This is a genomic window from Streptomyces malaysiensis subsp. samsunensis, from assembly GCF_024519315.1.
In the GTDB taxonomy this organism is placed as follows: Bacteria; Actinomycetota; Actinomycetes; order Streptomycetales; family Streptomycetaceae; genus Streptomyces; species Streptomyces malaysiensis.
Genome location: NZ_JANIIC010000001.1, coordinates 307,387 through 324,646, shown reverse-complemented (window position 1 = coordinate 324,646; position 17,260 = coordinate 307,387). Strand labels below are relative to the sequence as shown.

Annotated in this window: 1 protein-coding gene; it reads left to right on the top strand. The window is 74.0% G+C overall.

Annotation, left to right across the window (positions count from 1 at the left end):
- Positions 1-7 precede the first annotated feature (7 nt).
- Positions 8-17,221: an SDR family NAD(P)-dependent oxidoreductase gene (locus NQU54_RS01265; protein ID WP_502362190.1), complete on the top strand. Its 17,214-nt coding sequence runs from the start codon at positions 8-10 to the stop codon at positions 17,219-17,221.
- The last annotated feature ends 39 nt before the right edge of the window (positions 17,222-17,260 follow it).

Below are 17,260 nucleotides of genomic sequence, written 5' to 3'. Positions count from 1 at the left end.
GACTCCAATGGCGGATCAGGACAAGATCCTCGACTACCTCAAGCGGGTAACTGCCGATCTGCACCAGACGCGGCAGCGTCTTCGCGAGGTCGAGTCGCAGGAGCCTGAGCCGATCGCGATCGTCGGCATGAGCTGCCGGTTCCCCGGAGGCGTCACGTCTCCGGAGGAGCTGTGGGAGCTCGTGGCCGCGGGCGGCGACGCCATCGCGGACTTCCCCACGGACCGTGGCTGGGACGTCGAGTCGCTCTTCGCGGACGACCCCGACGAGCAGGGCACCAGCTACACCGACAAGGGCGGGTTCCTCGATGGCGCGGGCGAGTTCGACGCGGCGTTCTTCGGGATCAGCCCGCGCGAGACCCTCGGCATGGACCCGCAGCAGCGGCTGCTGCTGGAGACCTCCTGGGAGGCGTTCGAGCGGGCCGGGATCGACCCGGCCACGCTCCGCGGCAGCAAGGCCGGTGTCTTCGTGGGCACCAACGGCCAGGACTACCCGGAGCTGATGCACACGCTGCCGCAGGGCGTCGAGCAGTACCTGCTCACCGGCAACGCCGCCAGTGTCATCTCCGGCCGGATCTCCTACACCTTCGGCCTGGAGGGCCCGGCGCTCACCGTCGACACCGCGTGCTCGGCGTCGCTGGTGGCACTGCACCTGGCCATCCAGTCGCTGCGCAACGGCGAGTGCTCGCTGGCGCTCACCGGCGGTGTCACGGTGATGAACAGCCCGCGCGCGTTCATCAACTTCAGCCGCCAGCGCGGTCTGGCGCCCGACGGCCGCTGCAAGGCGTTCGCGGACGGCGCGGACGGCACCGGCTGGGGCGAGGGCGTCGGCATGCTGCTCGTCGAGCGGCTGTCGGACGCCCGTCGACACGGCCACAACGTGCTGGCCATCGTCCGTGGCTCGGCCATCAACCAGGACGGCGCCTCCAACGGCCTGACCGCGCCCAACGGCCCGTCCCAGCAGCGCGTCATCCGCCAGGCGCTCACCGACGCCCGGCTCACCCCGGCCCAGGTGGACGCCGTCGAGGCGCACGGCACCGGCACCAGCCTCGGCGACCCGATCGAGGCGCAGGCCCTGCTCGCCACGTACGGGCAGAACCGGCCCGACGGCCGTCCGCTGTGGCTGGGGTCGATCAAGTCGAACTTCGGTCACACCCAGGCCGCCGCCGGTGTCGCCGGGATCATCAAGATGGTCAAGGCCATCGAGCACGGGGTGCTGCCCAGGACCCTGCATGTCGACGCCCCCTCCCGGGACGTGGACTGGGACGCGGGCGCCGTCTCCCTGCTCACCGAGAACACCCCGTGGCCGGAGACCGGCCAGCCGCGCCGCGCGGGCATCTCCTCCTTCGGCGTGAGCGGCACGAACGCGCACACCGTCATCGAGCAGGCCCCCGTCGAGGACCGCGAACCGCGGGCCGCGGGCGGCGACGCCACGCCCTCGCGGTGGTCCGGCATCGGCGGTCTGGTGCCGGTGCTGGTGTCCGCGCAGAGCGCACCGGCGCTGCGCGCCCAGGCCGAGCGGCTCACCGCCCGCGTCCAGGACGACCCGGATCTCGGCCTGACCGACCTGGCCCACTCGCTGGCCACCACCCGCGCCGCGCTGGACCACCGGGCCGTGGTGCTCGCGGGCGAGGGCGGCCGCGAGGAACTGCTGCGCGGCCTGGCCGAACTCGCCGAGGACGCCCCCGCCGGGAGTGTCGTCCGGGGCGAGGTGGCCGAGGGCAAGCTCGCGTTCCTCTTCACCGGCCAGGGCAGCCAGCGCGCCGGAATGGGCCGTGAACTGTACGCGGCCGTCCCGGCCTTCGCCCGCGCCCTGGACGAGGTGTGCGCCGAGCTCGACCAGCACCTCCAGCGGCCCATGCGCGAGGTGATGTTCGGCGACGACAGCGGACAGCTGGACCGCACCGGCTACACCCAGCCCGCGCTGTTCGCCCTCGAAGTGGCGCTGTTCCGGCTGCTGGAGACGTGGGGTGTCAAGCCCGACTTCCTCGTCGGGCACTCCATCGGCGAACTGGCCGCCGCGCATGTGGCGGGCGTCCTCTCGCTCGCCGACGCGGCGAAGCTGGTGGCCGCGCGCGGCCGGCTGATGGAGGAACTGCCCACCGGTGGCGCGATGATCGCCATCCAGGCGTCCGAGGACGAGGTGGCGCCGCTGCTCACCGAGCGGGTGTCGATCGCCGCGCTCAACGGTCCGACGTCGGTGGTCATCGCCGGTGACGAGGACGCCGCTGTCGCGATCGCGGAGTCGTTCCGGGCGCGGGACCGCAAGACCAAGCGGCTCACCGTGAGCCACGCGTTCCACTCCCCGCGCATGGACGGCATGCTGGACGCCTTCCGCGAGGTCGCGCGGCAGGTCACCTATGCCCCGCCGGTCATCCCCATCATCTCCAACCTCACCGGCGGATCCGTCTCCGCCGACGAGATCTGCTCGCCCGACTACTGGGTGCGCCATGTCCGCGAGGCGGTCCGCTTCACCGACGGCATCCGCCGGCTCGAGGAGTACGACGTCGCCACGTATGTGGAGCTGGGCCCCGACGGGGTGCTCTCCGCCATGGCGCAGGACTGCGTCACCTCCGACGGCGCCGTGTTCGTGCCCGTACTGCGCGGCGACCGCCCCGAGGCCACCGCGCTGGCCGTTGCGCTCGCCCGCGCCCATGTCCACGGGGTGGCCGTCGACTGGGCCGCCGTCTTCGAGGGCTCCGGCGCCCGCCGCGTCGAACTGCCCACCTACGCCTTCCAGCGCGAGCTGTTCTGGCCCGAGCCGCCCGGCCCGTGGACCGGCGATGTCACCGCCGCCGGGCTCGGCTCCGCCGACCATCCGCTGCTCGGCGCCGCCGTGTCGCTCGCCGACGGCGCCGGATTCCTCTTCACCGGCCGGCTGTCCCTCCAGACCCACCCGTGGCTGGCCGACCACGCCGTCATGGACACCGTGCTGCTGCCCGGCACCGCCTTCGTCGAACTGGCCATCCGCGCCGGTGACCACGTCGGCGCGGACGTCCTGGAGGAGCTCACCCTCGAAGCCCCGCTCGTGCTGCCCCCGCAGGGCGGCGTCCAGCTCCAGGTGTCCGTGGGCGCCCCGGACGAGACCGGCCGCCGCTCGCTGACCCTGCACTCGCGCCTGGAGGACGCCGCCGACGGCACCTGGGGCGAGGGCGAATGGACCCGCCACGCCACCGGTGTGCTCGCGGGCGGCGCCACCACCCCGGACGAGAACCTCACCGCATGGCCACCGGCCGGTGCCACCGAAGTCCCCGTGGACGGCCTCTACGACTGGCTCGCCGAGACCGGATTCGCCTACGGCCCGGTCTTCCAGGGCCTCCAGGGCGCCTGGCAGCACGGAGACCAGGTGTATGCCGAGGTGCGGCTGCCGGAGAGCGCCCGCGCCGAGGCCGAGCTGTTCGGGCTGCACCCGGCGCTGCTGGACGCGGCCCTGCACGCCGTGGGCATCGGCTCCCTCCTGGAGGACACCGAACACGGCCGCCTCCCCTTCTCCTGGAGCGGCGTCCGGCTCCACGCCGTGGGCGCCGCCACCCTGCGCGTCCGGCTCTCACCCGCCGGTCAGGACGCGGTGACCGTACTGGTGACCGACGAGAGCGGCGCTCCCGTCGCCTCCGTCGACTCCCTGCTGCTGCGCCCCGTCTCGCCCGACCAGGTGCACGCCGCGCGCGGCGCCTTCCACGAGGCGCTGTTCCGCGTCGAGTGGACCCCCGCACCGGTCCCGGCCGCCACCACCGTCGTGGCCGGCCAGTGGGCGGTGCTGGGCGCCGAACACCCCGAGCTCGCCGCCGCCCTGCCCACCGCCGCCGGCTACGCCGACCTGGCCGCGCTCGGCGCGGCCGTGGCCGCGGGCGCCCCGCTGCCGCAGGCCGTCGTCGCCCCGTTCTTCGCGGATGACACCGGGCTTCCCGTCCGGGCCGCCGTGCGCGAGGCCCTGCACCGCGCGCTGGAACTGGTCCAGAGCTGGCTCGCCGATGTCCGCTTCGAGGGCTCCCGGCTGGTCATCGCCACCCGTGGCGCCGTCGCCACCTCGGCGGACGCCGACACCGAGGACCTGGCCCACGCCCCGCTGTGGGGTCTGCTGCGCTCGGCGCAGTCCGAGAACCCGGACCGCTTCGTCCTGGCCGATGTCGACGGCCGCGACGAGTCCCACCGGGTGCTCTCCGCCGCCCTGGCCACCGGCGAATCGCAGCTCGCGGTCCGCGCCGGCACCGTGGTCGTACCGCGTCTGGCCAAGGTCGCTTCCGCCGACCGGACCGCCCCCGCCCTCGACCCCGAGGGCACCGCCCTGGTCACCGGCGCCACCGGCACCCTCGGCGGGCTGGTCGCCCGCCATCTGGTGGCCGAGCATGGCGTACGCCGTCTGCTGCTGCTCAGCAGGCGCGGGGCCGACGCCCACGGCGCCGCCGAACTCGTCGCCGAACTGCGCGAGTCGGGCGCCGAGGTCACCCTCACCGCATGCGATGTGGCCGACCGGGACGCGCTCGCCGGGGTGCTCGCCGCCATCCCGGCCGAGCATCCGCTGACCGCCGTGGTGCACACCGCCGGTGTGCTGGACGACGGTGTCATCGGCTCGCTGACCGCCGAGCGCGTCGACCGCGTCCTGCCGCCCAAGGTCGACGCCGCGTGGAACCTGCACGAGCTCACCCGCGACAACCCGGATCTATCGGCGTTCGTGCTGTTCTCCGCCGCCGCCGGTACCCTCGGCGGCCCCGGCCAGGCCAACTACGCGGCCGCCAACGCCTTCCTGGACGCCCTCGCCCACCGGCGCCACGCCCAGGGGCTGCCCGCCACCGCCCTCGCCTGGGGCCTGTGGGCCGAGCGCAGCGGCATGACCGGCGACCTGGACGACACCGACATCCAGCGCATCAGCCGCGCCGGAGTGGCCGCCCTCTCCTCCGAGGAGGGCCTCGCCCTCCTGGACACCGCCCTCGCCGTGGGCGACCCCACGCTCGTCCCGATGCACCTGGACCTGGCGCCGCTGCGCCACGCCGATGCCACCATGGTCCCCGCGCTGCTGCGCGGCCTGGTGCGGGCCCCCGGCCGCCGCGTGGTGGAAACGAGCGGCGGCGCGGCCCCCGGCGGGCTCGCCGACCGGCTGCTCGGACTGTCCGTCCCCGAGCGCGACCGGCTGCTGCTGGAGATCGTCTGCGGTCAGGTGGCCGCCGTCCTCGGCTACGCGGGCCCGGAGGCCGTCGGCGCCGGGCGCGCCTTCAAGGAGCTGGGCTTCGACTCGCTCACCGCCGTCGAGCTGCGCAACCGCCTCGGCGCCGTCACGGGCGTACGGCTCCCGGCCACCCTCGTCTTCGACTACCCCACGCCCACCTCGCTCGCCGGCTTCCTGCGCACCGAGATCCTCGGCGACCAGGCGGACGAGGCCGCCGCGGCCCCCGCCGCCACCGTGGCCGTCGCCGACGACGAACCCATCGCCATCGTCGGCATGAGCTGCCGCTACCCGGGCGGGGTCACCAGCCCCGAGGAGCTGTGGCAGCTGGTCACCGGCTCGGTGGACGCCATCTCCGGCTTCCCGACCGACCGCGGCTGGCAGCTGGAGGGGCTGCTGGGCGACGACCCCGAGCAGACCGGCACCAGCGCCACCATCGAGGGCGGATTCCTCTACGAAGCGGGCGAGTTCGACCCCGACTTCTTCGGCATCAACCCGCGCGAAGCCCTCGCCATGGACCCGCACCAGCGGCTGCTGCTGGAGACCTCCTGGGAGGCGTTCGAACGGGCCGGGATCGACCCGGCGACCGTGCGCGGCAGCAAGACCGGCGTCTTCGCGGGCGTCATGTACCACGACTACCTCTCCCGGCTGACCGCCCTGCCGGACGGCCTGGAGGGCTACCTCGGCACCGGCACGGCGGGCAGCGTCGCCTCCGGCCGGGTGTCGTACACCTTCGGGCTCGAAGGCCCGGCGGTCACCATCGACACGGCGTGTTCGTCGTCGCTGGTGGCGCTGCATCTGGCGGCGCAGGCGCTGCGAGGCGGCGAGTGCACCATGGCGCTCGCGGGCGGTGTCACCGTCATGTCCACCCCGGACACCTTCATCGACTTCAGCCGCCAGGGCGGTCTGTCGGCCAGCGGCCGCTGCAAGTCCTTCTCGGCGGACGCCGACGGCACCGGCTGGGCCGAGGGTGTCGGCATGCTGCTGGTGGAGCGGCTGTCGGACGCGAAGAAGAACGGCCACAAGGTGCTGGCGGTCGTGCGGGGCACGGCGGTCAACCAGGATGGTGCGTCGAATGGTCTGACGGCGCCGAATGGTCCGTCGCAGCAGCGGGTGATCCGTCAGGCGCTGGCGAACGCGGGTCTGTCGGCGTCCGAGGTGGACGCGGTGGAGGCGCATGGTACGGGTACGACGCTGGGTGACCCGATCGAGGCGCAGGCGCTGCTGGCCACGTACGGCAAGGAGAAGTCCGAGGATCAGCCGCTGTGGTTGGGGTCGATCAAGTCGAACTTCGGTCACACCCAGGCCGCCGCCGGTGTCGCGGGCATCATCAAGATGGTGCAGGCCATGCACCACGGCGTACTGCCCCGGTCGCTGCACCTCGACGAGCCGTCCCCGCATGTGGACTGGGCGGCGGGCACGGTCTCGCTGCTGAGCGAGGCGCGGGAGTGGCCTCAGACCGGGCGTCCGCGCCGGGCCGGTATCTCCTCCTTCGGCGTCAGCGGCACCAACGCCCACGCCATCATCGAGCAGGCGCCGGAGCCCGAACCGGCCGAGGCCGCCGCGCTTCCGGCCGCCCGGCCGTCCGTTCTGCCGTGGGCGCTGTCCGGGAAGAACGCCGACGCGCTGCGCGCCCAGGCCGAGCGGCTGCTCGCCGACCTGGAGCGGCGGCCGGAGCTGTCCCCGACCGACCTGGCGTACTCGCTCGCGACCACGCGTGCCGCGCTGGACCACCGCGCCGTCGTGGTCGGCGGGGACCGTGCGGCGCTGGTCGTGGGCCTGGAGGCGCTGGCGCGCGGCGAGTCGGCCGCGGGGCTGGTCCAGGGCTCGGTGGCGGACGGCAAGGTGGCCTTCCTGTTCACCGGGCAGGGCAGCCAGCGGCCCGGCATGGGCCGTGAGCTCTACGACGCCTACCCCGTGTTCGCCGAGGCGCTCGACGCGGTCTGCGATGAGCTAAACGCGTATCTGATGCGGCCGCTGAAGACCGTGATGTTCGGGGACGACGCCCAGGAGCTGGACCAGACCGGGTTCACCCAGCCCGCGCTGTTCGCGGTCGAGGTGGCGTTGTTCCGGCTGGTGGAGGCGTGGGGTCTGCGGCCCGACTTCCTCTCCGGCCATTCGATCGGTGAGCTGGCCGCCGCGCATGTGGCGGGTGTGCTCTCGCTCGCGGACGCGGCGAGGCTGGTGGCGGCGCGTGGCCGTCTGATGCAGGCACTTCCGGCCGGTGGCGCGATGATCGCGGTGCAGGCGGCGGAGGACGAGGTACTGCCACTGCTGACCGACCGGGTGTCGATAGCCGCGCTCAACGGCCCGACCTCGGTGGTCATCGCCGGTGACGAGGACGCGGCGCTGGAGATCGCGGCGGCTTTCGAGGCGCGGGGCCGCAAGACCAAGCGGCTCACCGTGAGCCACGCGTTCCACTCGCCCCGCATGGACGAAATGCTGGAGGCGTTCCGTGAGGTCGCGCAGGGCCTGTCGTACGAGGCCCCGCGCATCCCGATCGTCTCCAACCTCACCGGTGCCGTGGTCTCCGCCGAGGAGATCACCAGCCCCGACTTCTGGGTGCGCCACGTCCGCGAGGCCGTCCGTTTCCTGGACGGCATCCGCACCCTGGCGGCCCAGGGCGTCACCACCTACCTCGAACTCGGCCCCGACGGTGTGCTGTCCGCCATGGGCCAGGACTGCCTCGCCGAGTCCGACGCCGACGCGGCCGGTTTCGCCGCCACGCTGCGCAAGGACCGCGCCGAGGCCGAGGCCGTGGCCACCGCCCTCGCCGCCCTGCATGTCCGCGGTGTGACGCCGGACTGGTCCGCGTACTTCGCCGGGACCGGCGCGCACCGCGTCGACCTGCCGACCTACGCCTTCCAGCACCGGCGCTTCTGGCTGACGTCCCCCGCGGGCTTCGTGGGCGACGTGGAGTCGGCGGGCCTGGACCGGGCCGACCATCCGCTGCTGGGCGCGGCCGTGCCGCTGGCGGACTCCGACGGCTTCCTGTTCACCGGCAGGCTCTCCCTGGAAAGCCACCCGTGGCTGGCCGACCACGCCGTCATGGGCACCGTGCTGCTGCCCGGCACCGCCTTCGTGGAGCTGGCCATCCGCGCCGGTGACCAGGTGGGCTGCGACCGGCTGGACGAGCTGACGATCGAGGCGCCGCTGGTGCTGCCCGAACGTGGCGCGGTCCAGCTCCAGATCGTGGTGGGCGCCCCGCAGCAGGCCGGACACCGCACGCTGGAGCTGTACTCGCGGGCGCAGGACGCGCCCGCCGAGATGCCGTGGATCCGGCATGCGAGCGGTGTGCTGGTGGCCGGTGCCCCGCGGCCCTCGTTCGATCTGACGGCATGGCCGCCGCAGGGCGCCGAGCCCGCCGAGGTCGAGGGGCTCTACGAGCACCTGGCGCAGGGCGGGTTCGCGTACGGCCCGATGTTCCAGGGGCTGACCGCGGCCTGGCTGCGCGGTGACGAGGTGTTCGCCGAGGTGCGGCTGCCGGACGACCGGAAGGCCGACGCCGCCACGTTCGGGCTGCACCCGGCGCTGCTGGACGCCGCGCTGCACAGCACGTTCGCCCGCGCGGGCGGCGATGAGCAGGGCCGGCTGCCGTTCTCCTGGAGCGGGGTGTCGCTGCACGCGGTCGGCGCCGACGCGCTCCGGGTCCGGCTGACCCCGGCCGGTGCCGACGGCGTGTCCCTGGAGCTGGCCGACGGCACCGGTGCCCCGGTGGCCTCGGTCGAGCAGCTCGCGCTGCGCCCGGTCTCGGCCGGACAGCTCGCGGAGGGGCGGTCCGCCGCGTACCACGAGTCGCTGTACCGGCTGGACTGGGCCACCGTGCCGCTGTCCACCGAGAGCCCGGCCGTGTCCTGGACCGTGCTCGGCGAGGGCGCGCCCGACCCGCTGACCTCCGGTGCCGAGATCCACGCCGACCTGGACGCGCTGGCCGCGGCCGGGGACGCGCCCGCGTACGTCCTGGCCTACCTCGACCCGCGCGGCGCCACCGGTGACGAGGTGACCGCCGCCGTCCACACTGCCACCCAGCGGACGCTGGCGCTCGTCCGGGCATGGCTGGCCGACGACCGGTTCGCGGCGTCCCAGCTGGTGATGGTCACCCGGGGCGCGGTGGCCACCGCGGGCGACGCCGGTACGCACGACCTGCCGCACGCCCCGGTGTGGGGCCTGGTGCGCTCCGCGCAGTCGGAGAACCCGGACCGGCTGGTGCTGGTGGACCTCGACGGCACCGACTCCTCCTACGAGGCGCTGGGCGCCGCGCTCGCCTCCGGTGAGCCGCAGTTCGTGCTGCGCCGGGGCGCCGTGCACGCCCCCCGGCTGGCCCGCACCGCCGCCACCGGGCCCATGGTGCCGCCGCCCGGCGAACCGGCCTGGCGCCTGGACATCCAGGACAAGGGCACCCTGGAGAACCTCACCCTGCTGCCCAGCCCGGAGGCCGCCGCGCCGCTGGAGACCGGGCAGGTGCGGGTCGCGGTCCGGGCCGCCGGCGTGAACTTCCGCGATGTGCTCAACGCGCTCGGCATGTACCCCGGAGACGCGGGCCTGATGGGCAGCGAGGGCGCGGGAGTCGTCCTCGAAACCGGCCCCGGGGTCACCGATCTGGCGCCCGGCGACCGGGTGATGGGCATGCTGCCGGGCGGCTTCGGCCCGCTGGTGGTCGTGGACCGCCGCATGATCGCGCCGATGCCGGAGGGCTGGTCGTTCGCCCAGGCCGCGTCCGTGCCGATCGTCTTCATGACGGCCTACTACGCACTGCGCGACCTGGCCGGCCTCCGGGGCGGGGAGTCGCTGCTGGTGCACGCCGCCGCCGGTGGTGTCGGCATGGCCGCCGTGCAGCTGGCCCGCCACTGGGGCGTGGACGTCTACGCCACCGCCAGCCAGGGCAAATGGGGCACGCTGCGTTCGCTGGGGCTGGCGGACGACCGTATCGCCTCCTCCCGCGACCTGGCCTTCGAGGAGAAGTTCCGCGAAGCCAGCGGCGGCCGTGGCGTCGATGTCGTGCTGGACTCGCTGGCCCGGGAGTTCGTGGACGCGTCGCTGCGGCTGCTGCCGCGCGGCGGCCGGTTCGTCGAGATGGGCAAGACCGACGTCCGGGCGCCAGAGGAGGTCGCGGCCGCCTACCCCGGCGTCTCCTACCAGGCGTTCGACCTGACCGAGGCGGGCCTGGACCGCATCCAGGAGATGCTGTGCGAACTGCTGGAGCTGTTCCGGCAGGGCGCGCTGCGGGCGCTGCCGATCACCGCGTGGGATCTGCGGCAGGCCCCGGACGCGTTCCGCTACCTCAGCCAGGCCCGCCACATCGGCAAGGTCGTGCTCACCGTGCCCGCCCCGTGGAACCCGGACGGCACGGTGCTGATCACCGGCGGCACCGGCACCCTGGGCGGCCTGGTCGCCCGGCACGCGGTGACCGAGCGCGGCGCCCGCCGTCTGGTGCTCACCAGCCGGCGCGGTGAGCAGGCCGCGGGCGCGGCCGAACTCGCCGCGGAGCTGCGCGAACTGGGCGCCGAGGTCACCATCGCCGCCTGCGACGCGGCCGACCGGGACGCGCTCGCCGCCGTCCTGGCCGGTATCCCCGCCGGGCATCCGCTGACCGCCGTGGTGCACACCGCCGGTGTGCTGGACGACGGTGTGATCGACTCGCTGACGCCGGAGCGGCTGGAGAAGGTGCTGCGCCCCAAGGTGGACGCGGCCGTGAACCTGCACGAGCTGACCCGCGACCAGGACCTGGCCGCCTTCGTACTGTTCTCCTCCGCGGCCGGTACCTTCGGCGGCCCCGGGCAGGCCAACTACGCGGCGGCCAACTCCTTCCTGGATGCCCTGGCCCGCCACCGCCAGGCCCAGGGCCTGGCCGCCACCTCGCTGGCCTGGGGCCTGTGGGCCGAGGCCAGCGGGATGACCGGTGAGCTGGAGGCCACCGACAAGTCCCGGATGACCCGCTCCGGTGTGCTGGGGCTGTCCTCCGCCGAGGGCCTGGCGCTGTTCGACGCAGCCCAGGAGGTGGGCGACGCCTTCCTGGTGCCCATGCAGCTCGACCTGGCGCCGCTCACGGGCGCGCCCATCGAGATGGTGCCGCCGCTGCTGCGCGGTCTGGTGCGCGGCGGTACGACCCGCCGCACCGCCGAGTCGGGCGCGGCCGGGGACGGGTCCTCGCTGGTGGAGCGGCTGGTCCGGCTGGACGCCGCCGAACGCGAGCGGACCCTGCTCGACCTGGTGCGCGCCCAGGTGGCCGTGGTGCTCGGCCATGACTCGCCCGACGCGGTGGAGGCGAGCCGGGCCTTCAAGGACCTCGGCTTCGACTCGCTGACCGCGGTGGAGTTCCGCAACCGCCTCGGCGCCGCGGCCGGGCTGCGGCTGCCCGCCACGCTGGTCTTCGACTACCCGAGCCCGACCGCGCTCGCCGGATATCTGCTGGAGGAGCTGCTCGGCTCCGAGGCGGCCGCGGCCGTCCCCGCGCGGGCGGAAGGCCCGTCGGGCAGCGTGACGGACGAGGACGACCCGATCGCGATCATCGCGATGAGCTGCCGCTTCCCCGGGGATGTGCGCACCCCCGAGGATCTGTGGGAGCTGCTGGCCGAGGGCCGGGACGGTATCGCCCGGCTGCCGGAGGACCGGGGCTGGGACCTCGAGGCGTTCTACGACCCGGACCCGGACCGGCCCGGCACCTCCTACGCCCGCGAGGGCGGCTTCTACTACGACGCCCACCACTTCGACCCGGCCTTCTTCGGCATCAACCCGCGCGAGGCGCTCGCCATGGACCCCCAGCAGCGGCTGCTGCTGGAGACGTCATGGGAGTCCTTCGAGCGGGCGGGCCTGGACCCGGGGGCGCTGCGCGGCAAGCAGGTCGGCGTGTTCGTCGGCCAGATGCACAACGACTACGTGTCGCGGCTGCACACCGTCCCGGAGGGCGTCGAGGGCTACCTCGGCACCGGCGGCTCCAGCAGCATCGCCTCCGGCCGGGTGTCGTACACCTTCGGCTTCGAGGGCCCGGCCGTCACGGTCGACACGGCGTGTTCGTCGTCGCTGGTGGCGCTGCATCTGGCGGCGCAGGCGCTGCGAGGCGGCGAGTGCACCATGGCGCTCGCTGGCGGTGTCACCATCATCACCACCCCCGATGTGTTCACCGAGTTCAGCCGTCAGCGCGCCCTGGCCAGGAACGGCCGCTGCAAGCCGTTCGCCGCCGGCGCCGACGGCACGGCCTGGGGCGAAGGCGTGGGCATGCTGCTGGTGGAGCGGCTGTCGGACGCGAGGAAGAACGGTCATAAGGTGCTGGCGGTCGTGCGGGGTACGGCGGTCAACCAGGATGGTGCGTCGAATGGTCTGACGGCGCCGAACGGTCCGTCGCAGCAGCGGGTGATTCGTCAGGCGCTGGCGAACGCGGGTCTGTCGGCGTCCGAGGTGGACGCGGTGGAGGCGCATGGTACGGGGACGACGCTGGGTGACCCGATCGAGGCGCAGGCGCTGCTGGCCACGTACGGCAAGGAGAAGTCCGCGGATCAGCCGCTGTGGCTGGGGTCGATCAAGTCGAACTTCGGTCACACCCAGGCCGCCGCCGGTGTCGCGGGCATCATCAAGATGGTGCTGGCGATGCGGCACGGTGTGCTGCCGAAGTCGCTGCACATCGATGAGCCGTCGCCGCATGTGGACTGGGAGTCGGGTGCGGTGTCGCTGCTGAGCGAGGCGCGGGAGTGGCCGGAGACCGGGCGTCCGCGCCGGGCCGGTATCTCCTCCTTCGGCATGAGCGGCACCAACGCGCACACCATCATCGAGCAGGCGCCGGAGCCCGAACCGGCCGAGGCCCCCGCGCTTCCGGCCGCCCAGCCGCCCGTTCTCCCATGGGTGCTGTCCGCCAAGACCCCCGAGGCGCTGCGCGCCCAGGGGGCCCGGCTCCGCGCCCATGTGGCCGACCACCCCGAGCTGTCCCTCGCCGGGATCGGCCACTCCCTGGCCGCCTCCCGGGTGCCCTTCGAGCACCGGGCGACGCTCGTCGCCGCCGACCGGGACGGCTTCCTGGCCGGTCTCGACGCCCTCGCCGACGGCCGCACCGCCACCGGGCTGGTCGAGGGCGCGGTGGCCGAGGGCGGCAAGCTGGCCGTCCTGTTCACCGGCCAGGGCAGCCAGCGGCTCGGCATGGGCCGCGAGCTCTACGACGCCTACCCGGCGTTCGCCGAGGCGCTCGACACGGTCTGCGACGCGCTGGACCCGCATCTGATGCGGCCGCTGAAGACCGTGGTGTTCGGGGACGACGCCGAGGAGCTGGACCGGACCGGATTCACCCAGCCCGCGCTGTTCGCCATCGAGGTGGCGCTGTTCCGGCTGGTGGAGACCTGGGGCGTGCGGCCGGACTTCCTGTCCGGCCACTCCATCGGCGAACTGGCCGCCGCCCATGTGGCCGGTGTGCTCTCGCTCGCCGACGCGGCGAAGCTGGTGGCCGCGCGCGGGCGGTTGATGCAGCGGCTGCCCGCCGGTGGCGCGATGATCGCCGTCCAGGCGTCCGAGGACGAGGTGACCCCGCGGCTGGGCAAGCGCGTGAGCATCGCGGCCGTCAACGGCCCGACCTCGGTCGTGGTCGCGGGCGACGAGGACGCGGCGCTGGAGGTCGCGGCGGCCTTCGAGGCGGAGGGCCGTAAGACCAAGCGGCTCACCGTGAGCCACGCGTTCCACTCGCCCCATATGGACGGCATGCTGGACGCCTTCCGGGAGGTCGCGCAGGGCCTGGCCTACGAGGCCCCGCGCATCCCGATCGTCTCCAACCTGACCGGTGCCGTGGTCTCCGCAGAGGAGATCACGACCGCCGACTTCTGGGTGCGCCACGTCCGCGAGGCCGTCCGCTTCCTGGACGGTGTGCGCACCCTGGAGGCCCAGGGCGTCACCACCTACGTCGAACTGGGCCCGGACGGGGTGCTGACCGCGATGGCGCAGGACTGCGTCACCGAGGACGGCGGCTCCTTCGCCGCCGCCCTGCGCGGCGGCCGTCCGGAGGCCGAGACGCTGCTCACGGCGGTCGGCACCGCCCATGTCCGGGGCGCGGCCGTGGACTTCACGGCGCTGTTCGCCCCGTACGGACCCGGTCTTGTCGACCTGCCGACGTACGCCTTCCAGCGCCGCTCGTTCTGGCTGGACGCCGGGCCGGTCGGCGGTGACGCCACCGCCATCGGCCTGCACGCGGCGGGCCACCCGCTGCTCGGCGCCGCCGTGGAACTGCCCGACTCGGACGGCATCGCCTTCACCGGACGGCTCTCCCTCCAGACCCAGCCCTGGCTGGCCGACCACGCGGTGATGGGCACGGTGCTGCTGCCCGGCACCGCCTTCGTGGAACTGGCGCTCCGCGCCGGGGACCACGCGGGCTGCGACCGCCTGGACGAACTGACCCTGGAAGCCCCGCTGATCGTGCCCGACCAGGGCGCCGTCCAGCTGCGGCTCTCGCTCGCCGCGCCCGACGACACCGGCCGCCGCGCGTTGACCCTGCACTCCCGCGCCGAGGGCGCCCCCGCCGACGAACCGTGGCTGCGCCACGCCACGGGCGCCTTGGCGGCGGGCATGGTGGAGAGTTCGTTCGACCTGAGCGCCTGGCCGCCCGCCGAGGTGGAGCGCATCGACACTGACGGCCTGTACGAGGGCCTGGCGGAGGCGGGCTTCGACTACGGCCCGGTCTTCCAGGGCCTGACCGCCGCCTGGCGGCGCGAGGACGAGGTGTTCGCCGAGGTACGGCTGCCGGAGGACCGCAAGTCCGACGCGGGGGCGTTCGGGCTCCACCCGGCGCTGCTGGACGCGGCGCTCCACGCACTGGGCCTGAGCGCGGCCGAAGAGGGCAACGGCCAGGGCCGCCTGCCCTTCTCCTGGAGCGGAGTCTCCCTGCACGCGGTGGGCGCTTCGGCCCTACGCGTGCGGCTGGGTGGCACGGCCACAGGCACGGTGACCCTGGAGCTGGCCGACACGACGGGCGCCCCGGTGGCATCGGTCGAGGGCCTGGCCCTCCGCACGATCTCCGCCGACCAACTCGGCGCGGCCCGCGCGAGCAGCCCCTCCGACTCCCTCTTCCGCCTGGACTGGACCCCGGTCCCGGCCCAGTCCACCGAGGTGACCCCCAACCACTGGGCGGCAGTGGGCCCCGACACCCTGGACCTCCCGGCCTACGCCGATCTGGACGCGCTGGCGGAGGCGATCGCCTCCGGCACGCGGCACCCGGAATACGTCGTGGCCGACCTGGCAAACCAAGCCCGTCCGGCAAACCAAGCCCGTCCGGCGATTGAGGACCGGGGTCCGGGGCGGAGCCCCGGTGGGGTTCAAGGGGCGGAGCCCCTCCACGCGGCGGAGCCGCATATCGATGCTGCGGGAAGGGGCGGGACTGGGGAAAGCCCCTCGCCCGCCGACACGGCGCACCAGGCCACCACCCACACCCTGGCCCTCCTCCAGAAGTGGCTGACCGAAGACCGCTTCGCGGACTCGCGTCTGGTCCTGCTGACCACGGGAGCCGTGAGTACTGGTCCGGACACATCCGACGTCGACCCGGCCCAAGCCGCCATCTGGGGCCTGGCCCGCTCCGCCCAGGCGGAGAACCCGGACCGCATCGTCCTGGTGGACACCGACGGCAAGGACGACCCGCGGCAGACCCTGGCCACCGCCCTGGCCACAGGCGAACCCCAGCTGGCCATCCGCGACGGCGCCGTCAAGGCGCCAAGGCTGGCACGGGCCACCGTGGCGACGGACCAGGAGACCCCCGCGCTCGACCCCGAGGGCACCGTCCTGGTCACCGGTGCCAGTGGCACGCTGGGCGCGCTCTTCGCGCGCCACCTGGTGGCCGAGCACGGCGTACGCCACCTCCTGCTCCTCAGCCGCCGAGGCGAAACCGCCCCGGGCGCCGCCGAACTCACCACCGAGCTACGCGAGCTGGGCGCGGACCCCCGCTGGGCGGCCTGCGACGCGGCCGACAGGAAGACGCTCGCCAAGACCCTGGCGGCCATCCCCGCCGACCACCCCCTCACCGCCGTGGTCCACACGGCAGGCGTCCTGGACGACGGTGTGATCGCCTCCCTCACCCCCGAGCGCATGGCCACCGTGGCCCGCCCGAAGGCACACGCGGCGTGGAACCTCCACGAGCTGACCCAGGACGCGGACCTGTCCGCGTTCATCCTGTTCTCCTCCGCCTCCGGCGTCTTCGGCGGTCCGGGCCAGGGCAACTACGCGGCGGCCAACGCCTTCCTGGACGCCCTCGCCCAGCACCGCCGGGCCAACGGTCTGCCCGCCACCTCCCTCGCATGGGGGCTGTGGTCGGTGGCCGGAGGCATGGGCGGTGAGCTGGACGAGGCCGAGATCGCCCGTATCCGGCGCGGCGGGGTCGGTGTGCTCACGGCCGAGAGCGGCCTGGAGCTGTTCGACGCCGTACAGGGCTCGGACGAGCCCCTGCTCGTACCGCTGCCGCTGGACATGGCCGCGCTCAGGGCACAGGCGGGCAGCGGCATGCTCCCGGCGCTCTTCCGCGGTCTGGTGCGGGCCCCGGCCCGCCGCGCGGCCGAGTCCGCGGCGGCCGCCGCGGCCGGTGCGGAGGCGCTGCGGGAGCGGCTCGCCGGGCTCTCGGACCCCGAGCGCGGGGAGGTGCTGCTGGAGCTGGTGTGCACCCAGGTGGCGGCCGTCCTCGGCTACCCGGGCCCGGAGACGGTCGACCCGGCCCGCTCGTTCAGCGAGGTCGGCTTCGACTCGCTGACCGCGGTCGAGCTGCGCAACCGTCTGAACGCGACCACCGGAGTCCGGCTCCCGGCGACGCTGGTCTTCGACTATCCGACGCCTAACGCACTGGTCGAGTATCTGCGCGGCGAGATTCTGCCGGACGACGCCTCGGCGGTCACCTCGCTGCTCGCGGAGCTCGACGGGCTGGAGAAGTCCCTGGCCGGAGCCACCCCGGACGACGAGGACCGGAGCAGGATCACCGCGCGGCTTCAGGCGTTGCTCGCGCAATGGAATGACAACCGAGGACCGGAAGACGGCGCCGGAGTCGCCGAGGAGCTGGAGTCCGCCACGGACGACGACCTCTTCGACTTCATCGGCAAGGAATTCGGGATCTCCTGAAGTGACCGTGGCCGGCGTGAAGTGACCCGACCTTCCGGA

What these genes read in the sequence shown, in the direction of transcription:
- NQU54_RS01265 (WP_502362190.1), top strand. Translation starts at nt 8, where the DNA reads ATGGCGGATCAGGACAAGATCCTCGACTACCTCAAGCGGGTAACTGCC.